The organism is Desulfosporosinus youngiae DSM 17734, from assembly GCF_000244895.1.
Classification (GTDB): Bacteria; Bacillota; Desulfitobacteriia; order Desulfitobacteriales; family Desulfitobacteriaceae; genus Desulfosporosinus; species Desulfosporosinus youngiae.
In genome coordinates this window covers 3,549,766-3,570,912 of record NZ_CM001441.1, presented here as the reverse complement: position 1 = coordinate 3,570,912, position 21,147 = coordinate 3,549,766, and the positions used below count along the sequence as shown (strand labels likewise).

Genomic DNA, 21,147 nt, shown 5'->3' with positions numbered 1-21,147 from the left:
GGCTTAGTGTGATGTTCATGTCCATGGCTGCCCCGATAAGGGTAGACTGTTGTCTGATGTTCTCCTTTGGTGCGGCTTTTTATGCTATAATTATTGCAAATTATTCGGAAAGGGAGACACACATGCCATCCGCTGCAAATCCTGTCATCGTTCAAAGTGATCGATCCGTTCTCTTAGAAGTCCATAATCCACTTTACGAAGAAGCTCGGGATACCTTAGCCATCTTTGCCGAACTGGAAAAAAGCCCGGAGTATATCCACACGTATCGGATTACTCCTTTATCCTTATGGAACGCTGCCTCCAGCGGGGTTAGCGTCGCAGATGTCTTAAACGGGCTGGAGAATTACAGCAAATTTCCGTTGCCTGATTCCGTGCGTACGGAAATTCAACAGCTTATGGGCCGCTACGGCTTGGTAAAGCTGGTCCGGGAGGGGGATAAGCTCCTTCTGGCGGCCAAAGATCCGGTCATCCTCTTGGAAATCATTCGTCATAAAGAGGTCAAACTATTACTGGCCTTCGATGAACCTGCCAGGAGCGCCGATTTACCAGATTTAGGGATAACTCAAGCGGAGATCAACCCGGAAGCACGGGGGCAATTGAAACAGCTCCTAATGAAACTCTCCTACCCGGTTGAAGATTTGGCAGGTTATAGCGAGGGCAACCCTTTACCGATGGCTTGGCGCACCGAAAATCCTAAGGGAGAATCCTTTGCCCTGCGTTCCTATCAGCAAGGGGCTGTGGCGACCTTTCATCAACAAGGTTCGGTGCGCGGCGGGAGCGGTGTATTGGTTCTGCCCTGCGGTGCGGGCAAGACCGTTATTGGTATGGGCGTGATGATGGAATTACAGTGCGAAACGCTGATTCTTACGACGAATAACAGTGCCGTCAAACAATGGCTGCGCGAGTTAAGGGATAAAACGACCTTAGAAGCGTCCCAAATGGGGGAGTACACTGGGGAGAAAAAAGAGATCTGTCCGGTGACCGTAGCCACTTACCAGATTCTCACTCACCGTACGCAAGCGGGAGGCGGCTTTGACCATTTTGGTCTGTTCAATGAAAAGAATTGGGGTCTGATTATCTATGATGAGGTTCATCTCTTACCGGCGCCGGTCTTTCGGGCCACGGCTGAATTGCAGGCGAAACGCCGCTTGGGTCTGACCGCCACGCTTGTACGGGAAGATGGCAAAGAAGACGAAGTCTTTACTCTGATTGGGCCGAAGAAAATGGACGTTCCCTGGAAGGTCCTGGAGTCCCAAGGCTGGATCGCTACTGCCGAGTGTATGGAGTGGCGCATCTCCATGAGTAAAGACCGCCGTATGGATTATGCTTTAGCCGAGGAAAAAGGAAAATTCCGCTTGGCAGCAGAGAATCCACGGAAGTTGAACAAGGTGTCAGAGCTGATGGAGCGTCATAGAGATGACCTGGTGTTGGTGATTGGGCAGTATGTGCGTCAGCTCGAAATGCTTGCCCGTGAGTTAGATGCCCCTTTAATTACCGGTAAAACTCCGCAACGGGAGCGGGAACGTCTGTATGAAGAGTTCCGAAGCGGCCGTCTGCACTGTTTAGTGGTCTCTAAAGTGGCCAATTTTGCCATTGATTTGCCGGATGCCAATGTAGCGGTTCAGGTCTCCGGAACCTTCGGGTCCCGGCAGGAAGAGGCCCAAAGGCTCGGACGCATACTGCGGCCCAAGCAGGGAGAAGGCAAGGCCTATTTCTATAGTTTGGTTTCGAAAGATACCAAAGAACAGGAATTTGCAATGCACCGGCAACTGTTTTTAACAGAACAAGGGTATGCCTACAAAATCATGATCGAGGAGGATTTTGAACCATGAAAAAGCCAGCTGCCGGTTCAAAACAAAACGCCGATCAGAATCCGCAAGCTCCGTCTGATCAGCCTAAACCCCAAAAATGGCGGCCGGTTTTTGGCGAAAAATTACCGCCGGGTTTTAAACCGCCCACATACGCAGATGAGTCTTCAGCCAATCAATTCACGGCAAAAGCAAGTCCCAAACAGCCAAGTTCCAAATCTGCACCGAAAACGAATACTGCTCCTGTAAAGAGGCTTAAGCCAAAAGCCTGGCCGGACTATTATGCCAAGATGGACTCTGTGGAGCGGATTCTCTTTGCTTACATGGCCTATACCCAGCCGGAGGATAGGAGTATCGATTATTTTTGCCATTATGATGACGAGGATAATGCCAGTTTTCGCTTTTTGGATAGGAATCTGGCAGGGCTAAGCTATCAAGGGGTTATAAGGCTGTTTACGAAATGGTTTAAAATAGGCTTTTTGGCGCAAGGTCGTTATCCCAATACGTTTAGTTTTAAGGAAGAGGCCGCCAGATCCTTTTGGCGGTTTATTAACGATCAGATTCAATGTGATTATAAGCTTGAACCGCAAAAATCCTATCGGGCAGATTTACCGAACACCTTGGATAACCTTTTTAAGTTTCTCGTTTTGGTAGAGCAGGGAGAAGTTCTGGTCACCCTGAGTCACGAGATCAACAAACACTCTTTGAAGCGCATTCTGGCCGCCTTAACTGAGCCGGCGGGGTCTGACGGGGAATTTAGCCCGGAGAGTTATTTCTTCTGGCTCTTGGACATTGCCTGGCTTTTTCAGCTGCTTGGAAGAAGAGGAGATCGGTTGGCGCTGACGACAAAGGGACAAGAATTGCCGGAGAGTATTAAGGTCGAAGAATTACTTTGTGTAATTTATACGGTGCACTTTCAATCTATTCAGAATAAAGGTCTTTTCCTGGTGCTGCCCGTATTGAGCCGCTGTACGGAGTGGACTAGCTGGGGGCATATGCTTAGTAAGCTGATTTCAGATGACGACGTGTGTCGTCTCTTAACCCGGGATACCGTCATCAGCTTTCTCGATCCACTGCGTTTTCTGGGCTTACTGGATTGGGGCAAGTATGAGACAGATATTTTGGTCCGAGTCACTCCGCTGGGTCAGTTGGTACTATCTAAACTGTTGCATGGCCGCGGACTTGAAGACGACATGGCTGAGATCAAGAGCCTTGCAGACCAAATCTATCCGATGAGCGGCCCTGATACAGCGTATGTTCAGCCTAATTTCGAAATCCTGCTGCCACGTTCCGCTTCTTGGGCCGCCCGCTGGAAACTAAGCCAGATTGCCGTGCTTGAGCAGCCGGATCAGATGCTTAAATACCGCCTGGATAAGACGTATTTACTGAACGCTCTGAAACGGGGTATGCCTGCAGAAGATGTTCTCCCAGCCCTTAAAAATCTTAGCACATATCCTTTGCCTGATAATCTGGTTCTGACGGTTCAGCAATGGGTTGACTCCTTTGGCCAGGTCACTTTCCTGCAGCTCAGCCTCTTGGAATGTTCCTCACCGGAACAAGCGGCATCGATCTCCTCGGCGCGTAAATACCGGCAGTATGTCCTTGGTTTATACAGCCCAACGGCAGTGATTGTTCGGGACATAGAAAAACTGCGCAAACTTCTTGAAAAACAGGGCATATATCCAAAGCCGGGGGTTTTAGACGGAGAAAGAGCTGCAAAGCAGCCTGGCCAAGAGTGAATGTTGCAGGCACAAAGTTCTTACAAATTGTTACGGATTATAATAGCCTTATATCAGGATTTAAAGATTATCTTGCTATAGATAATCTAAATAACACTCTGAAGCCGAAGAATACTCTAAAGGGTATTTGCCGAAATTTGCAAAAAGTAAACTTAAAAGCTCTTCCTTAACAGATAGATTTCTTCTGATAAGGAAGAGCCTTTTTATGGAGTCCTCAAGGTTCTTAAAATTGTCTACCAGCTCTTGCGGGAACGCCAGAACTCTGGTTGGAGCACTACCAATAGTGTGAAAAGTTCCAGCCGGCCAAGCAGCATACAAAGAATTAAAACCAATTCACCAAAAGCGTTGATCGAGGAAAACGTGGTAGTCGGTCCAACCAACCCAAAGCCCGGACCCACATTACCAAGAGTAGCCGCTACAGCGCTCATAGCGTCAAAGGGCGGCAGGCCTGTGGCTGAGAGCAGAATTGTCGCAGCTGTAAAAATCGCAATAAAGAGGAAAAAAAACACAGCTACCGTATTAAGCATGAGCGGGTCGAGTTGTTTGCCGCCGGAGCTGATAGCTGTCACAGCCCGCGGGTGGATAGCCCGTCTTAGTTCAGCCCGCACAAGCTTCATCAGCAGCATAATCCGGGCGACTTTAATACCGCCGGCTGTTGAGCCGGCGCTCCCGCCTATCAGCATTAAGAGCAGCAGGACCATTTTCGTTACTGAAGGCCATTGGTCGAAATTATCAGATGCGAAACCAGTCGTCGTAATAATCGTAGAGACCTGAAAAAGGGCGTGACGCACTGAGAAAAGGATCTCCTTTCCTCCTTGAAGCCATAAACTTAAGGCAATGACCAGGGTGGAGGCTGCAATAATCGATAAGTAAACGCGAAATTCCGTATCCTTCCAGATATGCTTCAAGCCCCGGCCCCAAGCTATGAAATACAGTCCAAAGTTTCCTCCGGCAAGAATCATAAAAACGATAAGAATGAATTCGATCAGAGGGCTGTTGTAAAACATAATGCTGGTATTTTTGGTGGAGAAGCCGCCTGTCGCCATAGTGGCGAAGGAATGGTTAACGGAGTCAAACCATGACATTCCGGCAAGCCATAATAAGATGATCTGCAATAGAGTAAATCCGACATACATCTGCCAGAGCCTTGCCGCGTTATCCCTAATCCTGGGCAATACTTTTTCCGCTGTCGGGCCGGGGACTTCGGCGTTAAACATGTGGACTGCCCCTGCTCCGATTTTGGGCAGGAAAACGATGAACAGAACAATAATTCCCATACCTCCAAGCCAATGGGTTAAACTCCGCCACAGCAATAGACTTTGTGAGAGAACTTCAAGATTGTCAATGACACTGGAGCCTGTGGTGGTTAGGCCGGAGACAGTCTCGAACAGCCCGTCCAGGTAAGTAGGGACGGAATTGGACAGGTAAAAAGGAAGCGCACCCAAAAGCGAGGTCAGAATCCAAGCCCCGGATACGATGGTAAAACCTTCCCGGATCCCTAGGCGGTCTTCTTGGCCATGACTGATAAAAACAAGACTAATAACAAGAGTGAGTAAAATGGTAATGAGAAAAGGCCAAGAGGTGGGCTCATTCCTTAATAGGGCATACAGGAAAGGAATGCCCATAAATGCAGCGTAACCTAACAATAACCTTCCTAAGACGTTCTCTATCAAGCGGAAATTCATTTTTAGGACCTGCTTTCGAAGTATTTTTCAACTTTTTTAACCATGTCGGCGAGGGTGAAGACCACGATTCTGTCACCCCTGTGAAGGATGGTTTCGCCATGAGGAACCCTAACTTCTTCACCATGGATTATGGTTCCGACCAAAGAATTGGGAGGGATGTTAAGGTCCTTGAGTTTTTGGCCGTCGATTTGGCGATTGTCGGAAATTAAAATTTCCATGGCCTCCGCTTTAGCACCTTCCAGAAGAGTGACACCGACAATATTGCCCCGGCGTACTTGGCGCAAAATGACGCCTGCGGTCAGAAGTCTGGGAGATAGGACCACATCCACGCCAACCTTGCCCATTAAGGACATATAGTCGGAGCGTCCCACTCGGACAATGGTTTTCTGAGTGCCAAAGTTCTTAGCTAAAAGCGCTAAGAGTAAATTAAGTTTATCGTCATCTGTGAGACAAACAACGGCATCAGCCTCTCTAACTCCTTCTTCAATCAAAAGATCCACATCGGTTCCTTCACCGCAGAGAACCAATCCCTTACCCAAACGGTCAGCCAATTCCCGGCAGCGTTCTCGGTTCTTGTCGATCACTTTTACAGACAAGCCCGCTTTAACCAAAATCTTGGCCAGATGACGCCCTATTCTGCCGGCGCCAATGATCATAATCCGCTCTAGCTTTGAGCGTTTATTCGCAAACTGGGTCCCGAATTTTTCTATAGCACCTGCTTCCCCAACGAAGAAGACATTATCCTGAGGGCAGAGAAAATCTTCGCCTTGGGGAATGATCATAATGTTTTGGCGCAAGATACCGGCAACCAGAATATTAGGAGGAAGGGTTAGTTTTAGTAAAGGAATATTTACAAGCTCTGATTCCGGGCCGATTTTCACTTCCAAAAGGCGAACTTTTCCATCAGCCAAGTCCTCTACCGCTAAAGCTGCCGGTGTCAGGAGGATCCGGCTGATTTCAACAGCAGTTGTCATTTCTGGATTAATCGCCAAATCGATACCCAGGGACTCATTGAAGGTAAATCGGTCCGGGCCGGCATACTCTTGGTTTCGAACCCTCGCAATGGTCTGTCGTATTCCTATTTTTTTAGCAGCCATGCAGGCAATCATATTAACTTCGTCACTGTCGGTAACAGCGATGAGCAGGTCTGCATTTCTGGCTTCAGTGCTGCTTAGAAATTGAGGGTTTGCTCCATTTCCGAGGACAGTTATAACATCCAGGCTTTTTTGTGCGGTCAAACGGCGGTCTTCGTCCTGTTCGATGACAATGACCTCGTGCTCCTCTTTGGCCAAGCGATCAGCAAGGCTGAAGCCCAATTTGCCTGCCCCTACAATGGCAACGCGCATATTAATAAACCTCCCCAAAATTATGATCTGAGCAGATTGCTTATAGCAAACGATAACCGACCCCGGGTTCGGTAATAATATGGCGTGGGCGGGAAGGGTCCCGCTCCAGCTTTCGCCTGATTTGGCCGATATAAACCCGCAAGTACTGGACTTCTTTCTCATAAGAAGGGCCCCATACAGTACGAAGTAAATAACTATGGGTTAACACTTTTCCCGCGTTGATCGCCAGATTTTTGACGATTTCATATTCCGTTAAAGTAAGTTTGATCTCATGATCATCCCTTGAGACCCGGCGATGTAATAAATCAAGGGTTAAGTCCTCAAAATGCAGGATCGGCTGTTCCTCAATCCCGACTATGTGACGCATTGCTGCTCGAATTCGAGCTAACAATTCGCCCATACCAAAGGGTTTCGTCACATAGTCATCTGCCCCAGAGTCCAAGGCCGTTATTTTATCACTCTCCTGTTCTTTGACCGAAAGAATGATAATGGGCACCCTGGTCCATTCCCGTAACTGACGCACGACGTCTAATCCATCGAGATCGGGCAAACCTAAATCCAAGACGACTAAATCCGGGCTGAACATCGCGACCGCCTCAAGACCCTCTCTGCCCGTCTTAGCATCTTTTACGATATACCCGTGGCTGGTTAAGGCCACGCGCAAAAATCGCCGGATTTGTGTATCGTCATCAATTATCAATATCCGCTGACCTTTGTTTTCCATCGTTCTCTCCTTCATTCATTTCTGGTACTATCCCTAAAAATTGGTCAGTTAACGGCAAGGTAAATGTGATTGTCACACCGCCGAGTTTATTATTTTCAGCCCAAATATTCCCGCCATGCGCTTCAATAAACCCTTTGCAAATAGCCAGGCCAAGCCCGGTTCCGCTTACTTGAAGAGAGGAACTGAGCCGGTAAAACTTATCAAAGACTTTACTCAGATCAGCCTCAGGTATGCCTTGTCCGCAATTCGCGACCACGACTTCTATTTGTCGGGCATGTTGAGAAATTAATATTGTTATTTTGCTGGCGGCTGCGGAGTACTTAAGTGCATTATCCAGCAAATTAATCAGTACCTGCTCAATCAAAATCCCATCGGCTTGTACCAGGGGTAAGTCTTCCTGGATAGTAATCTCCAAAGGCCGCCGGGTTAAAGTGTTTCCGAGTCTATTAACCGCAACGCCAATAATATCCTGAAGATCACACCATTCTTTGTTCAGTCTCAGCATGCCGCTTTCTAATCTGGCCATATCTAATAAGTTGCTGATAAATCGATTCATTCGTTCAGCACCATGTAAAATTGTATTGAGCAATTCTTTGCGGACCTCAGGGCTATAGACGACATTCTTATCCTCAAGAAGTCCCGTGACTGCCCCAATGATGGAAGCAAGGGGTGTCCGCAAATCATGAGACAGGGAATTAAAAAGTGCCGTGCGTAAATGTTCAGACTCCACTAAGGAAAGGGACTCTCTGGCTTGTTCCGCTAATTTGACTCGATTAATGGCCATGGCAGCTAATCCGGTAAAGGCTTCCGATAAGCGAATCCGCTCAGAGTCAGACTGTGCGTCACTCTCTTTGATGTTAATGCCAAGAACCCCCTGAGTTCCCTGTTCGGTGCTTAATGGTAAATATAAGGCCTTAGCAGTCCCTAAAGTCTCCATGCCATGACCCGCTTTTTCTCCATGTTCATAGACCCATTTGGCAGCGGAAAGGTCATCCTTATCTAAGGAAATAGTACCATCAGAGGCCTTGCATAGCACCAATTGAGCCTTTTCGTCGGGTAAAAACAGCAGGACCTGACCCTCCAGCGTGTTGGAGATATTCCGGACAATACAATCTAACACAGCGTCCAGGTTATCGGCCGCCGAGATATCCCGGCTAAGAGAATAAAGTGCCGAAATGCTATTCTCCCTCTGCCGGGAATAACTTACCTGTTTTTTTAACCGGTCGGATAGGGTTCCGGTAATAAAACCTACCAGCATGAAAATAGCAAAGCTGATTAGATAGCGGAGATCAGCAACCATAAATTTAAAAATCGGAGGAACATAGAAGAGATCGAAGGCAATCGTTCCCATTAATGCAGTTGCCATGGCAGGAAAGGTTCCCCAGCGGGCTGCGCTGATCAGGATCGGGATAATAGTCAGCAAGGACATATTCACCAATCCTAAGAATGGATGGATCATCGTAAATAGCAGCGTCATGCCAATTACCATCAGGCTTGACGCCAAATAGGGTATTAGTTTCGTTTCCATTTAGCATCACCCTCGTTATTTTGCGGACTTAGTTTAGTATCTATTAAACCTGACCTTTCATACGGAATGCAGCCCTATTATAAATCGATGAGCCATATAAAAGACATAAAGATTATAGTGGAGAACATAAAGAAAATATAAAGATGGTTCAATTGAGTTTTTTATAAGTTAAGAAGGGAAAAACAGACCCATGACGAATAGTTTGAGGGTTTTATAAATCAAAAGGAGAAAGTTCAAATGCGTCTTCGAAAAAAGGGATGGGCTAAGCCCGAATTAGAAAAGGATTACAAAGTTATTTTTACACCTATAGAGCACAAAGGAAGATGGAAGGAGGTATTCGGCAATAATTATCCGATCCATCTGGAATTGGGATGCGGGCGAGGTCGTTTTATTAACCAGCTGGCCGGTGCCAATACAACCATCAACTATCTTGCGCTTGATGTCTATGATGAACTGTTAGTTCATGTCTTGAGAAGTGCTAATGAAAACCACCTGAATAATATCAGAGTTATTCCCATAAATATTGAAAACATCGGAGACCTCTTTGCTCAAGATGAGATTGAGAAGCTATACATTAACTTTTGTACGCCTTGGCCCAAGAAAAAACATCATAAACGAAGGCTGACTCATCCGAATTTTCTCAGGCTGTATCAAACCTTTCTGAAACCCGAATCAGAAATATGGTTCAAAACGGATGATGACGCACTTTTCACAGACAGTTTGGAGTATTTCCAAGAGGCAGGCTACAATGAACTATATAGAACGTATAATTTACATCAGAGTGATTTCCAGGGAAATATCATGACTGAATACGAAGAGAAGTTCTGCCATCAAAGTATCAAAATAAAGTTCGTTAAGCTCAGAAACTCCGGTCATGGTCTAAAGTGATGTTGCGTTTTTTTAGATTTGATCTATACTTTTGTATTAAATATAGTATTAAATGTGGCGAGGAGCACCGGCATGAGCATGAAATTCATTAAACGGATACCGACTGCAGAAGAAATCATTGAGCAGTTACCCTTACCGGAACATATAAGTAAGCTTCGAAACATACGAGTTGACGAAATGAAAAAGGTTTTTGCCAATGAAAATGATCGGTTTATCCTCATTATCGGCCCTTGCTCGGCAGATAATGAGGATTCGGTCTGTGAATATATCGGGAAATTGGCTGAAGTTCAGGAAAAAGTGAAAGACCGGCTATTGATCATTCCGAGAATTTATACAAACAAGCCTCGTACCACCGGCGAGGGTTATAAGGGTATGGTTCACCAACCCGACCCCGGTAAAAAGCCTGATTTATGCGAAGGGATTAAAGCCATTCGCAGACTGCATATCAGAGCATTATCGGAATTTAGTATGCCGGCGGCCGATGAAATGCTATATCCGGAAAACTATAGTTATCTTTCAGATGTTTTAGGCTATATCGCTATAGGGGCACGGTCGGTGGAAAATCAGCAGCATCGCCTCACTGTTAGCGGAATTGACTTACCGATTGGTATGAAAAATCCGACCAGCGGAGATCTAACAGTTATGTTAAACTCGATTATTGCTGCTCAGAGCAGACATACCTTTATCTATAACGGCTGGGAAGTTGAAACCGGAGGAAATACCTACTCTCATGCCATTTTAAGAGGTGCAGTTGACTCCTCGGGACGAAATATCCCCAATTATCATTTTGAAGATCTGATTAATGCTGCCGCCGAGTATGAAAAACTAGAACTAAAAAATCGAGCTATCATTGTCGATGTAAACCATTCTAATTCAATGAAACGCTTTTATGAACAGCCAAGAATCGCCAGAGAAGTTTTATTAAGCAGAAAGTACGATGGGTTGCTTAAGAAAATGATTAAAGGTTTGATGATTGAAAGCTATCTTGTTGAGGGCAGGCAAGGCATCGATGAAAATATCTACGGAAAATCCATTACAGATTCATGTCTGGGTTGGGAGAGTACCGAAAAGCTTATCTACTTTATTGCAGAGAATAGTTAATTTATCCCAAAGGATGGATATACCGGCACAACTTAATGCCATAATGCCTGATCGGACATTCACAAAATTAATAAGATGATTATGTTATTTTCAAGAAAGAAGGTCAAACAGTGGAGACAGACATTATAATGCGTATGGCGACTAAAGAAGATGCGGAAGAAATCTTGAAACTATATGCGCCTTATGTTACAGATACCGCAATCACGTTTGAGTATAATGTTCCTTCTATTGAAGAATTTTCGGAGAGAATTAACAATATAGCAAAAAAATACCCATACATAGTTGCCATAGAAAATAATCGGATTATTGGCTATGCATATGCCTCAGCATTTAAAGAGCGGGCAGCATACGACTGGGCTGTTGAAACTACCATATATCTAGGTCAGGATTCGCGGGGCAAAGGTGTCGGTAAGAAATTGTATTTAGCTTTGGAAAAAATACTAAAGAAGCAAAATATTCTTAACCTAAATGCCTGCATTGCCTATGCCTCGGCCGAGGATGTTTATCTGACCAATGCAAGTACCTATTTTCATAATCAATTAGGGTATAAGAAAGTAGGGCATTTTTCCAAATGCGGATATAAATTTGAAACTTGGTACGATATGATTTGGATGGAGAAAATGATTGGAGAACATTCTTGCAACCCAAAGCCTGTAATTCTGATTACAGATTTGCACGAATTAGTGATAGCTTAGGCCAAGGTCTCTAGTATTTAAAAATCAACTCATACAGTAATCATGTTTCTCAACAGGCAATAATTTTAGACATTTACTGGGGATATACTGGTAACTCTTCAATATTTAGAAAAAAGACAGCCATTCCAAATGAATGGCTGTTTTGTATGGATTTAAGCTGCAAGATATGGTCTTAATCATTGAAAATAAAGGTATGGAGCCGATGGCAGGACTCGAACCTGTAACCTGCTGATTACAAATCAGCTGCTCTACCAATTGAGCTACATCGGCATGATTAATGGGACAATAGTTATTTTAAACAAAACTAATTGGGCGGTCAAGGGTTTAATGCCGGGTAATTTTGTCAATACAATCACCGTTTTAGCAGGACGGAAACTTACGATCTCATAAATTGTAGGGGAATGAGTGAAAATGAATTGACACGTTTGATCGCTTATGCTAAAATTTGATTAATCGATCAATCAATAATTGATTTGATAAATCAATAGTTTGATTAAACATTAAAACACAGACAGAAGCGACGATAAAAAAGGGAGGAACTAAGCAAAAATTGAAAAGGATAAGGAGCAATGCCAATGAATAAGAAGAACAAATTGCAGCTGTTAGGCGAAAAAGCACCAAGCTGGGTCATAGACGTCCTGCCAATGATTAGTGTACTAGCCGGAGTTCTGATTCTGTGGGTAACCTGGTTTTTCTACCAAGAGATCTATGCCGGCCCTAACTTCCAATGGTATAATTGGCTGCAGCCAGCCCTGATGATTCTTGCCGGCGTCCTGTGTTTCATTGCCTCGGCTTTATTGGCCATCCGCAGCTCGGCCGGTTGGGAAGTGCTCTGGGCGGCAATTTCCATAATTCCGCTGATTTTAGCCTTACGGCTGGTGATCGTCATAGTCAGATTCGTTGGCTTTATGATCAATTGGATTGGCGATAATGCCGGACATCTGGCAGACGGAACTTTTTTTGACCAGATTAGTTTGACTCCTCTTAATATCGCCAACATTGTTGTTGTGGTCGCTATTGTTATAATCTCATTGCTGAACAGGTCCAATAACTATGCCAGAAAACCGAAGGAGAAGAAATAATGAGCGGTAAAAAGTCAGAGGAAAAGCAATCCTTCATTGCAGAGGCACGGCGTTCCCAGATAATTGAAGCAGCAATTACTACCTTGGATGAAATAGGATACGTAAACGCTAGTCTTGCCCAAATAGCTAAAAGGGCTGGTATCAGCACGGCTTTAATTTCTTATCATTTCAAAGATAAGAATGATTTAATGGATCATACCCTTATGGCGCTCTTAGCAGGCTCTACATCATATGTGCTGGAAAGAACCAATGCGGAAACGACCGTCCGGGAGAAGCTTCACGCCTACATTTCTTCCAGCCTCGCCTACCAGGGTACTCACCCTAAGCATAATACTGCCTTGCTGGAGATTATATTTAATGCCCGGACTCCCGACAACATCCCCTATTATAAGCTGGGTGATGATGAAGACGAAGAAGAACTTCTCTTGTTGGAACTGAAGCAAATTCTGCTCGATGGTCAAAGCAAAGGTGAATTTCGCCGGTTCAATGTTCATGTCATGGCTAGCGCCATCAATGGAGCGATCGGGGAGTATATGTTTGTCGCCAACCCTAATCTTACTTCTAAAGTCGACTTGGAATCTTATAGCGCCGAACTCGTGGAGATATTTGACAAAACAATCCTTAATGATCGGGAAGAGAGTAATAATTGATAGTTGCAGCAATCAAAAAGCGTCCTCCTTTCACTATAAAAGTGGAGAGGACGCTTGTGTTTTGTTGTGCAGATGGAACTCAATCGTTAGATTTCAGAATGAAAATGGATCTAAAAACGTATGCTGTGAATAAACTTAAGGTGTTTAGCTTCATCCGGGTTTAACTCAAAATACTGCTTTAATAAATTGAAAAGTTCGTAGACTTTTTGTTTCACATAAATTTAGTTTTGGAGGAATTCAGCATATCGTAAAGAATTCTAATTAGGATAATGACATCTATAGACAGGAGGAGAGAATCTGTTGTTAGATATCAAAAAGCTGGCAAAAGTATGTACGGTTCAAAGGTTTAGAGCAAATGATATAATCTTCCAAGAAGGCGACCCTGGGTCGGAAATGTTTATTATTCTAACAGGGAGCGTTAAAGTACTGATTTCAGCCCCAAATGGCAATAAGATGGTGGTTTCCCAGCTCAAAGCAGGGGATATCTTCGGGGAAATGGCACTATTAGAAGGGCTGCAGCGCAGTGCCACGGTCCAGGCAGTTGAAGAAACAACCACGGTTGCGGTTAATGAGTGCAACTTTGAAAGCGTTATTGGTCAGGAACCTTCTTTGGCCTTAAGAATAATGAGAAGCTTAAGTGAACGTATAAGAAAGCAAAATCTTGAATTAGCCAGTTACAAGGAGCAATTAAGCCTTGTTTTCCCTAAATCGGATGTGAGCCCTCCGCAGTATACAGCGGAAATCAGAGAAGAACATAAGCCGGATGACTCAACGGAATGTGATGGGCTAGGTGACCTTATACTACATGCCGGAAACTATATTAATGTGGTATCACCATTCAATGATTCAGCCTATTTGTATGAAAAGGAAATTGTCTGCCCTGTCTGCAGCCAAACAAACAACTCAAAACTTATTAGATCTTCAAAGCTTAAGCTGAAGAGGGTTGAGCCGGATTATCGTCATGTTCACACGGATTTCGAACCTTTATGGTATATCATATGGGTTTGCCCTCATTGTTACTATGCAAATTTCAGTGCTGATTTCTCAAATATAGCAGATCGGGATAAAAACCGAATCAGGGAGCTATCAGGTAAGGTAAAAGAGAGGTTCGGAAGGTTGCCGGCCCATCCAACCTTAACCCAGGTATTGACTGGATATTATTTAACGTTATTCTGGCTTGAGCAAATGACAGCACCAGACCCGGAAAAGCTTGGGAAACTCTGGCTGAGGCTTTCTTGGCTGTACCAGGATAGGCAAGAAGCAGAAATGACTATGACTGCCACCCGGAAAGCCTTAGATTATTTCATAAAACGAATAGATAATTCGACGACTAAGACTACAAATGCAGAAGATCAATATTTTTATCTGCTTGTCGGGGAATTAAGCCTCAAGATCGGGAACATTAAGGAGGCAAGAAACTATTTCCGCCAGTCCATTATTGTCAACGGCGGAAATGAGCGAATGAAACAGCAAGCTCAAAATCGTATTCAGGAGCTAAGAGCGTTGGTATAGGAAGAAAACCTATAAGTATTTAAGAAGGCTTGTAACATTATTCTCGTGTTATAATATGTTCCTCTTTAATATAGTTTAAAATGTGTGAGACTGGAATGCCTGTTTCTTTGGAAAGCGTTAAGACATTAAGGGAAGGTTTATGGATCAGGGCTTGTCTGATAACCTCTAACTCCTTTAATTTTGCACAGGATGGACAGAGTTCTTCTTCGTTAGCATGATAATCTTTCTCATAAACCCGATAATCCTTTCCGCAGATACGACATAGTCTGCTATACTTCCCTAGATTAACGTCTTGATTCACTGTGGTTTCCCCTTCCTTGCCAATAACTGCATTTACCTTTATTTTATTCGACTAACCGGTAAAACAAAAAACCTCAACGTCTGAAAAAATGCCATCCCTATAATTGTAGAATGAGCGGCCTTATTGGTTATTGCAATCTTCGAATAATTATGGTTAAACTATCTTAACCCCGCAAGATAATTTATAATGAGAAGGGATTTAAAAGGGGGAAATTTTATGAATCACAGACGTTTAGTTCTGAAGGAAGACAGTGAGTTTAAATTTCATTGCCATGATGGACTGGAATGCTTTAAAAAATGTTGCCGGGATATCAGTATATATTTAACGCCTTATGATGTCCTAAGGATGAAAAATTTCCTGGGCCTTTCTTCAGGAGAATTTCTGGAAAAATACACTTTAAAATTACACGTGCCTCAAACAGGCTTCACCGTTGTGTATATTAAGATGTCCGAGGAGGATGACCTTAAATGTCCGTTCATTACGCCCAAGGGATGTCAGGTTTACCTTGAGCGGCCCTGGTCCTGCCGGATTGCGCCAGTGGACATGCTGGGCGGGGGAAAGTATTCTTTTATTTTTGAAAGCTCCCGCTGCCATGGGCTAAATGAGGAAAAGTCACAAACTATCAAGGAATGGGTTTGTGATCAAGGTTTAGAGATTTACGAAGAAATGGAACAGGGTTTTCCAGAGATAGCTAACTACTTAAAACCTACGGGTGACAAGGAAACGGACGAAAGGATGACTGAACTTTCCTTTATGGCCTGCTACGATCTGGACCAATTCAGGAATTTTTTAATGAACAATCCTTCCTTAATTGAACAAATGAATATAAAAGAAGAGGGGTTTGAGCGGATTAAGCAAGATGATGTTCAGCTGATGAAATTTGGTTTTAAGCTCCTATCTTTAGGATCGGATCGGCTAAAAGCCCTGCTGCCTGGTGAATTAAATTGAGAATGTCTCAATAGTTATTTCCTTATGGAACGTTTCTATCGGTGGGTTGATTCTATCGATTTTTGCAATTATGCTATTTATAGGTTGAGAGAATTCTACTATAAAGTTGTGTAGTTTTGCACTAGTAAAGCTCTGATCATGGACCAGTTTGCTGTTCAGATACTTATTTAAGCGATATTCTTCACTCGAAAAGTATTCATCAAACCTTTCTTCAATGATTGCAGGTCCAAAAATGGCCGCTTCCCGGCAGATATATAACCGGCAAAGAGGAGTCATAGCATCCTTTGGTAAGATACAACCCCTATTCGTTGCGAAGGGACAATGGTTTAAGCCGACCTTTGTTTCCACCATGATTCCGTTATAGCCCTCGATTATCTGACCTTTTTCCAACACTGAATGGTAAATATCAGGATAATGAAGATATAAATAAACTAAATCGAAGAGACAAAATTCCGGTTCATAAGAACAGCAGCCGATTTGTTTGCTGTCCTTCTCCTTATTGCGGCAGCAAACCGCACAAAGATTCGTAGAAATACTAGGACGCAGGGGGTCATTAATAATTCTGAACTCTGCTAACATTCGATAATCCTCCCTGGAAATGTAAGTTATTCAATAGCAATTACGTCTTGGGCATAATGGGTTTGCAGGAAATTGGAGATAAATAAAGTTGAAGACTAACTGATGAGGAGGCTCCAATTGTGAACGTTGTCCTGGATTGTATTCCTTGCTATATAAAGCAATCGATTAATACGTTAGCACAAACTGAAATTACTGAGGATAAAGCGAGGGAAATCATCCATCAGACCCTGTCCCTATTTCCTCATTTGGATCCGCAAGGTACTCCGGCAGAGAATTCGACGATTATTCTTAGAAAGGTCAATGAGCTTTTGGGCATTAAGGACCCTTTTCATAAGGCCAAGAAGGAATCCAATGACTTAGCCCTTAAACTTCTGCCCCAGTTAAAAGAGCGGATACGGCAAAGTACGGATCCGCTGTTTATCACCCTCAAAATTGCGGTCGCAGGTAATATCATCGATATGGGTATCCTGAAGGAGTTTGATGTTGAGGGGACTATAGAGGAGGCCATGGTGAAGGATTTTGCCCGGGATGATTACGCATCTTTCGAGCAAAAACTAAAAGGCGCTCGGGAGATATTAATTCTGGGTGATAACAGCGGGGAAATTGCTTTCGATAGACTATTAGCTGAACAGCTGTTAGAATCCGGGATCAAGGTGACCTATGCGGTTAAGGACCGGCCGATTTTAAATGATGCCACGATGGAAGATGCTGCTTATGTAGGTATGACTGAGCAAGTCCGTGTAATTTCTAATGGCAGCGGTTTTTTAGGAACCATCCTCAAAGATTGTTCGGAAGAATTCAAACAAGCTTATAAAAAGGCTGATCTAGTGATCAGTAAAGGGCAGGCTAATTATGAATCCTTAGAAGGGCTTGGCAAAGAGGATAGACGGCTGTATTTTTTACTGAGAGCAAAGTGTGAGATTGTTGCGAAAAACTTAGGAGTTCAACTTGGTGAAATGGTCTTTTGCTGCAGTTAAGTGCAATATTTCAGGGTGGATACTGAAATACAGTTTGGAGGTAGTGTGAGTGTTTAAAAAAATCATGGCTGGCTTAGGTATTGATGGCGCAAACGTGAATTTTGTCATTGATAATGATGTTGTAGAACTTGGCGGTGTAGTAAGCGGAAACGTCTATATTAGCGGCGGATCGATTGATCAGGTTATAACAGAGATAACAATTGCCTTAGAGGTATTCTCAAAGTATAAAGCGGGCGACCAAACAAGACATGTACATCAGGAAATAGCCAGCGGGATTGTTGCAAGCCAATTGATGGTTAAAGCAAATTCGCCTGAAATCAGCATCCCAATTCGGTTTGAACTGCCCTATAATATTCCGGTATCAACGCCGTATACCAGATACCAGTTTAGGACAAACCTGGATATACCCAATGCAGTTGATGCAAAGGATATTGATGGGATTACCATACGCCCCAATCACTTTGTCCAATGCTTATTTGATGCCATAAGTTTACTCGGTTTCAGGTCTAAAGCCGGATCAGGTTCCTTCAATGGGAGGTTCCAGGAGTTCGAATATGTTCCGACTAAGCTGCTTAAAGGGAAACTTGATGAGCTTGAAGTTTACTTTGAAGCCCAAGAAGATGGGATAAATATTATGCTTCAGATTGATAAAAAAGTCAGAGGATTTTTCGCCAGTGCTATCGACGATTTGGACCTTGACGAAAGGCATGTCAGTTTTTACCTTGCGAAAAACCAGTTAGTAAACCCTGAACAAACTGCTGATATTTTGGCAAGAATTATTCAGCAGGAATATTCAAAGATTTAAGCAGCTTGAATGATTAATCCGAACGGAAAGTTCTCTTTCATAATTTTAAATCCCTTTACTGATTTGTCAATGATTTAAGCGCAAAACGGGGCAAACCTGGATCTTCGAAGAAATTGGTCGGGCCGAACTTGGGGATTAAAAAATAAAGGTCTGGATAAAACTAACCGTAGCTCCGAAACGACACATTCGAGGCAGCAACACAGCATTTAAATTAGTTGTTGACAATGTAATTTGAAAATGCTATTATACAATCCGGTCCAACAACTAGTCTAACACCTGAAGTTGGAATCAGAGTACACAGTTAAGCAAGTATTGTGGGGGTATAGCTCAGCTGGGAGAGCACCTGCCTTGCAAGCAGGGGGTCAGCGGTTCGATCCCGCTTACCTCCACCATAATATATTTTGCGCTCGTAGCTCAGCTGGATAGAGCGTCTGACTACGAATCAGAAGGCCGGGAGTTCGAATCTCTCCGAGCGCACCATTTAGGCTGCTATATTATTGGGGTGTCGCCAAGCGGTAAGGCACCAGACTTTGACTCTGGCATTCGGAGGTTCGAATCCTCCCACCCCAGCCATTTAAGGGCCATTAGCTCAGTCGGCTAGAGCACCTGACTTTTAATCAGGGTGTCCCGCGTTCGAGTCGCGGATGGCCCACCAAACCATAGGGGATTAGTTTAATGGTAGAACAGCGGTCTCCAAAACCGTCGGTGGGAGTTCGACTCTCTCATCCCCTGCCAATTTTTATCCGGCCCGTTGGTCAAGCGGTCTAAGACACCGCCCTTTCACGGCGGTTACACGGGTTCGAATCCCGTACGGGTCACCAACTTTTATGGGCGATTAGCTCAGATGGTAGAGCGCCTGCCTTACAAGCAGGATGTCGGCAGTTCGATCCTGTCATCGCCCACCAAACGCTTTAAAAACCGCATTACTAAGCCATTTTTTTGCGAATACCTTTAACGAATTTGACAGCCTGATTTAACGTAAAAAATATTGTAGTCAGGACAGTCAATTGGCTAAAAAGTATACCGTCAAATAGCGAACAAAATTTTACAATTCGTTTCGCAACCCTTGACTGTATGTTTTTAGTTAAAACGTTAAAGGTATTTTTTGCGTTTATTTTATGAAGAATCAGCATTGAACGTCTAACTTTGCAGAAAGGGTTTTATAAAGGGTGAAAGAGCAATCAAACACATTGCTGAAAAGGCCGGTATTAATTTTGAAATGCCAATCGGGGAGTGCAATCCCCAACATTATATTAATATGTCTGAATCATGGAGTATAATATGATGAGGAGTTGCAGTTAATGGCAACAGAGAGGAGATTACTTATGGAAAACGAGAAGTTTCAAGAATTGTTGTTAGAGCAATTTGATAAATTGTCTCAAGAGATCCAAGAAGTTAGGACTAGTCAGCAAAGAACTGAAGAGAGAGTTAGTTCCTTAGATTCAAAGGTGGATGAACTGGGAGTTCTGATGGAGAAAGTAGACAATAATGTAAAGGCCGTAGCTGAAGGTTTATCAGCCCATAGAGAGCAGAGTGAACGTCAATTTGACGAGCAGAAAGAGTTTATCAAGAGAGAGAATGAGCTGATAAAGAGTGTTATTGCATGAAACAGTAAGGATCTAAGATTACACTTGATAGAATGATACACAAAGAAAAATGAATTTTACAGTTGCAAAAAAATAGTCTTCGTGCTAATATAAGTCTCACGCGAGAAAAGTAAGGACAAATTCGGCCCCGTGGTGTAGTGGTCAACATGCCTGCCTGTCACGCAGGAGATCGTCGGTTCAAGTCCGATCGGGGTCGCCATCATACTTGGAGGGGTGTCCGAGTGGTTTAAGGAGCTGGTCTTGAAAACCAGTGACTCCGCAAGGGGCCGTGGGTTCGAATCCCACCCCCTCCGCCAAGTCAAAAGCTACGTCTTCTTCTTGAAACAGATAAGAAAAAGTGTAGATTTTTTTAATCAATAAAAATATGCTGGTGACATGATGGTTATTTTACTATCATGTTTTTTGTTTCTTAAAATATCGTTCGTTAGGAAGGCCGGCACAAACGATTGAACTAGCGCCGACCTATGTCCAAAGGTCAATTTTGTTAGCTATGCATATTCTGTTCGCATTCTGAAATACTAAATATGGAATATATTGAAAGGAGTTTTTTTTATGTCACAACTGAACCAAATTGAACTGCAGAACCTGCGTCATTTGATTGGCGCTCATGAAACCGCCAACCAAAAATTGCAGGCTTATGCCGAGCAAGCGACCGATCCTGAACTTAAGCAGTTTTTTCAGGATGGTGCACAAGCTGCGATGAATACCAAACAACAGTTGTTAGGCTTTTTGAACTAAAGGAGGAAATAAGTAATGATACAAGAAAAAATAATGGTCAACGATGTACTTTCCTCTGTAAAGAGCAATCTGACATGCTACGCCAACACCATCACCGAGTGTGCGAACCCAACACTGCGTTCCGCCATTCAACAGATCCGTAATAACGATGAAGCATCGCAGTATAAGCTGTTCCAGATGGCACAGGCTAAAGGGTATTATAAGCCCGCTCTCATGGCTAAGGACGAGGAAGTGCAGCAGACTAAATCCCAGCTTACCGGCCACTAATCAATAAAAAGCTTCAAACGGATTCAACTGGAATTCAAACTTAAAAAAGCTCGGCTATATGGCAGTCCTGCATAAGACAGTATAAAAACTTAAACTGTTAATGGGCAACTGTCAAGTGAAATGCCTAAAACAAGCGTATTGTTCTCAGTGGACGATACGCTTGTTTT

At 43.7% G+C, this 21,147-nt stretch carries 20 protein-coding genes and 10 tRNA genes; 23 read left to right on the top strand and 7 right to left on the bottom strand.

Annotated features, from left to right (window positions below; translation table 11 throughout):
- Positions 1 to 122 precede the first annotated feature (122 nt).
- Complete coding sequence (locus DESYODRAFT_RS16740; RefSeq protein ID WP_007784892.1) at positions 123 to 1,832, top strand: DNA repair helicase XPB; 1,710 nt, start codon at positions 123 to 125, stop codon at positions 1,830 to 1,832.
- A complete protein-coding gene (locus tag DESYODRAFT_RS16735; protein ID WP_007784891.1) occupies positions 1,829 to 3,547 on the top strand; it encodes a helicase-associated domain-containing protein in 1,719 nt (572 codons plus the stop codon). The genes DESYODRAFT_RS16740 and DESYODRAFT_RS16735 overlap by 4 nt, the downstream gene beginning before the upstream one ends.
- A gap of 233 nt (positions 3,548 to 3,780) precedes the next feature.
- Here DESYODRAFT_RS16735 and DESYODRAFT_RS16730 read toward each other — a convergent pair whose 3' ends face one another.
- The 4 genes from DESYODRAFT_RS16730 to DESYODRAFT_RS16715 are packed head-to-tail and all read right to left on the bottom strand — an operon-like array spanning position 3,781 to position 8,830.
- Complete coding sequence (locus DESYODRAFT_RS16730) at positions 3,781 to 5,232, bottom strand: TrkH family potassium uptake protein (protein ID WP_007784889.1); 1,452 nt, start codon at positions 5,230 to 5,232, stop codon at positions 3,781 to 3,783.
- 2 nt (positions 5,233 to 5,234) lie between these two features.
- Positions 5,235 to 6,578: a Trk system potassium transporter TrkA gene (gene trkA, locus DESYODRAFT_RS16725; protein ID WP_007784888.1), complete on the bottom strand. Its 1,344-nt coding sequence runs from the start codon at positions 6,576 to 6,578 to the stop codon at positions 5,235 to 5,237.
- A gap of 40 nt (positions 6,579 to 6,618) precedes the next feature.
- Positions 6,619 to 7,302 (bottom strand): response regulator, encoded by a 684-nt coding sequence (locus DESYODRAFT_RS16720; protein ID WP_007784887.1) that lies wholly within the window; start codon positions 7,300 to 7,302, stop codon positions 6,619 to 6,621.
- Positions 7,268 to 8,830, bottom strand: a complete 1,563-nt coding sequence (locus DESYODRAFT_RS16715; protein ID WP_007784886.1) for an ATP-binding protein — start codon at positions 8,828 to 8,830, stop codon at positions 7,268 to 7,270. Before DESYODRAFT_RS16715 ends, DESYODRAFT_RS16720 begins: the two co-directional genes overlap by 35 nt.
- Positions 8,831 to 9,067: 237 nt before the next feature.
- Between DESYODRAFT_RS16715 and trmB the strand changes: the two genes are divergently transcribed.
- The 3 genes from trmB (at position 9,068) to DESYODRAFT_RS16700 (ending at position 11,514) form a co-directional block, all read left to right on the top strand.
- Positions 9,068 to 9,718, top strand: coding sequence for a tRNA (guanosine(46)-N7)-methyltransferase TrmB (gene trmB, locus DESYODRAFT_RS16710; RefSeq protein WP_007784885.1), 651 nt, complete (start codon positions 9,068 to 9,070; stop codon positions 9,716 to 9,718).
- A 72-nt stretch (positions 9,719 to 9,790) separates the two neighbouring features.
- Entirely contained in the window at positions 9,791 to 10,819 is a 1,029-nt protein-coding gene (locus tag DESYODRAFT_RS16705) for a 3-deoxy-7-phosphoheptulonate synthase (protein ID WP_007784883.1), read from the top strand.
- A 110-nt stretch (positions 10,820 to 10,929) separates the two neighbouring features.
- Positions 10,930 to 11,514: a GNAT family N-acetyltransferase gene (locus DESYODRAFT_RS16700; protein WP_007784882.1), complete on the top strand. Its 585-nt coding sequence runs from the start codon at positions 10,930 to 10,932 to the stop codon at positions 11,512 to 11,514.
- A gap of 194 nt (positions 11,515 to 11,708) precedes the next feature.
- Here DESYODRAFT_RS16700 and DESYODRAFT_RS16695 read toward each other — a convergent pair.
- Positions 11,709 to 11,784, bottom strand: a tRNA-Thr gene (locus tag DESYODRAFT_RS16695).
- A 305-nt stretch (positions 11,785 to 12,089) separates the two neighbouring features.
- On the opposite strand from DESYODRAFT_RS16695, the gene DESYODRAFT_RS16690 reads away from it, so the two are divergent.
- The 3 genes from DESYODRAFT_RS16690 to DESYODRAFT_RS26675 all read left to right on the top strand — a co-directional run bounded on the left by DESYODRAFT_RS16690 (position 12,090) and on the right by DESYODRAFT_RS26675 (position 14,758).
- Positions 12,090 to 12,596: a hypothetical protein gene (locus DESYODRAFT_RS16690; RefSeq protein ID WP_007784881.1), complete on the top strand. Its 507-nt coding sequence runs from the start codon at positions 12,090 to 12,092 to the stop codon at positions 12,594 to 12,596.
- On the top strand, positions 12,596 to 13,246 hold the full coding sequence (locus DESYODRAFT_RS16685; protein ID WP_007784880.1) for a TetR family transcriptional regulator: 651 nt from the start codon (positions 12,596 to 12,598) through the stop codon (positions 13,244 to 13,246). The genes DESYODRAFT_RS16690 and DESYODRAFT_RS16685 overlap by 1 nt, the downstream gene beginning before the upstream one ends.
- 300 nt (positions 13,247 to 13,546) lie before the next feature.
- Positions 13,547 to 14,758, top strand: a complete 1,212-nt coding sequence (locus tag DESYODRAFT_RS26675) for a DUF2225 domain-containing protein (RefSeq protein WP_007784879.1) — start codon at positions 13,547 to 13,549, stop codon at positions 14,756 to 14,758.
- Positions 14,759 to 14,795: 37 nt separating this feature from the next.
- On the opposite strand, the gene DESYODRAFT_RS16675 is transcribed toward DESYODRAFT_RS26675, so the two are convergent.
- On the bottom strand, positions 14,796 to 15,059 hold the full coding sequence (locus DESYODRAFT_RS16675) for a hypothetical protein (RefSeq protein WP_007784878.1): 264 nt from the start codon (positions 15,057 to 15,059) through the stop codon (positions 14,796 to 14,798).
- A gap of 216 nt (positions 15,060 to 15,275) precedes the next feature.
- Here DESYODRAFT_RS16675 and DESYODRAFT_RS16670 point away from each other — a divergent pair, with 216 nt between their 5' ends.
- Positions 15,276 to 16,007: a YkgJ family cysteine cluster protein gene (locus DESYODRAFT_RS16670; protein ID WP_007784877.1), complete on the top strand. Its 732-nt coding sequence runs from the start codon at positions 15,276 to 15,278 to the stop codon at positions 16,005 to 16,007.
- Here the strand turns inward: DESYODRAFT_RS16670 and DESYODRAFT_RS16665 are convergent.
- Positions 15,999 to 16,586 (bottom strand): hypothetical protein, encoded by a 588-nt coding sequence (locus DESYODRAFT_RS16665; protein ID WP_007784876.1) that lies wholly within the window; start codon positions 16,584 to 16,586, stop codon positions 15,999 to 16,001. The two genes, DESYODRAFT_RS16670 and DESYODRAFT_RS16665, sit on opposite strands and share 9 nt — an antisense overlap.
- A 119-nt stretch (positions 16,587 to 16,705) precedes the next feature.
- On the opposite strand from DESYODRAFT_RS16665, the gene DESYODRAFT_RS16660 reads away from it, so the two are divergent.
- The 14 genes from DESYODRAFT_RS16660 to DESYODRAFT_RS16595 all read left to right on the top strand — a co-directional run bounded on the left by DESYODRAFT_RS16660 (position 16,706) and on the right by DESYODRAFT_RS16595 (position 20,980).
- On the top strand, positions 16,706 to 17,563 hold the full coding sequence (locus DESYODRAFT_RS16660) for a damage-control phosphatase ARMT1 family protein (RefSeq protein ID WP_007784874.1): 858 nt from the start codon (positions 16,706 to 16,708) through the stop codon (positions 17,561 to 17,563).
- A 49-nt stretch (positions 17,564 to 17,612) separates the two neighbouring features.
- Positions 17,613 to 18,368 (top strand): sporulation protein, encoded by a 756-nt coding sequence (locus tag DESYODRAFT_RS16655; RefSeq protein WP_007784873.1) that lies wholly within the window; start codon positions 17,613 to 17,615, stop codon positions 18,366 to 18,368.
- Positions 18,369 to 18,684: 316 nt separating this feature from the next.
- Positions 18,685 to 18,760, top strand: a tRNA-Ala gene (locus tag DESYODRAFT_RS16650).
- A gap of 11 nt (positions 18,761 to 18,771) precedes the next feature.
- Positions 18,772 to 18,848, top strand: a tRNA-Arg gene (locus DESYODRAFT_RS16645).
- Positions 18,849 to 18,866: 18 nt separating this feature from the next.
- Positions 18,867 to 18,941, top strand: a tRNA-Gln gene (locus DESYODRAFT_RS16640).
- A gap of 5 nt (positions 18,942 to 18,946) precedes the next feature.
- A tRNA-Lys gene (locus tag DESYODRAFT_RS16635) sits at positions 18,947 to 19,023 on the top strand.
- A 6-nt stretch (positions 19,024 to 19,029) separates the two neighbouring features.
- Positions 19,030 to 19,103: transfer RNA gene (locus DESYODRAFT_RS16630), tRNA-Trp, on the top strand.
- Positions 19,104 to 19,113: 10 nt separating this feature from the next.
- Positions 19,114 to 19,189, top strand: a tRNA-Glu gene (locus DESYODRAFT_RS16625).
- Positions 19,190 to 19,197: 8 nt separating this feature from the next.
- A tRNA-Val gene (locus DESYODRAFT_RS16620) sits at positions 19,198 to 19,273 on the top strand.
- 420 nt (positions 19,274 to 19,693) lie between these two features.
- A complete protein-coding gene (locus DESYODRAFT_RS16615) occupies positions 19,694 to 19,975 on the top strand; it encodes a hypothetical protein (RefSeq protein ID WP_157137196.1) in 282 nt (93 codons plus the stop codon).
- A 123-nt stretch (positions 19,976 to 20,098) separates the two neighbouring features.
- Positions 20,099 to 20,174: transfer RNA gene (locus DESYODRAFT_RS16610), tRNA-Asp, on the top strand.
- An 8-nt stretch (positions 20,175 to 20,182) separates the two neighbouring features.
- Positions 20,183 to 20,271: transfer RNA gene (locus DESYODRAFT_RS16605), tRNA-Ser, on the top strand.
- Positions 20,272 to 20,527: 256 nt separating this feature from the next.
- A complete protein-coding gene (locus tag DESYODRAFT_RS16600) occupies positions 20,528 to 20,713 on the top strand; it encodes a hypothetical protein (RefSeq protein ID WP_007784871.1) in 186 nt (61 codons plus the stop codon).
- Between the two features lie 15 nt (positions 20,714 to 20,728).
- On the top strand, positions 20,729 to 20,980 hold the full coding sequence (locus tag DESYODRAFT_RS16595) for a spore coat protein (protein ID WP_007784870.1): 252 nt from the start codon (positions 20,729 to 20,731) through the stop codon (positions 20,978 to 20,980).
- The last annotated feature ends 167 nt before the right edge of the window (positions 20,981 to 21,147 follow it).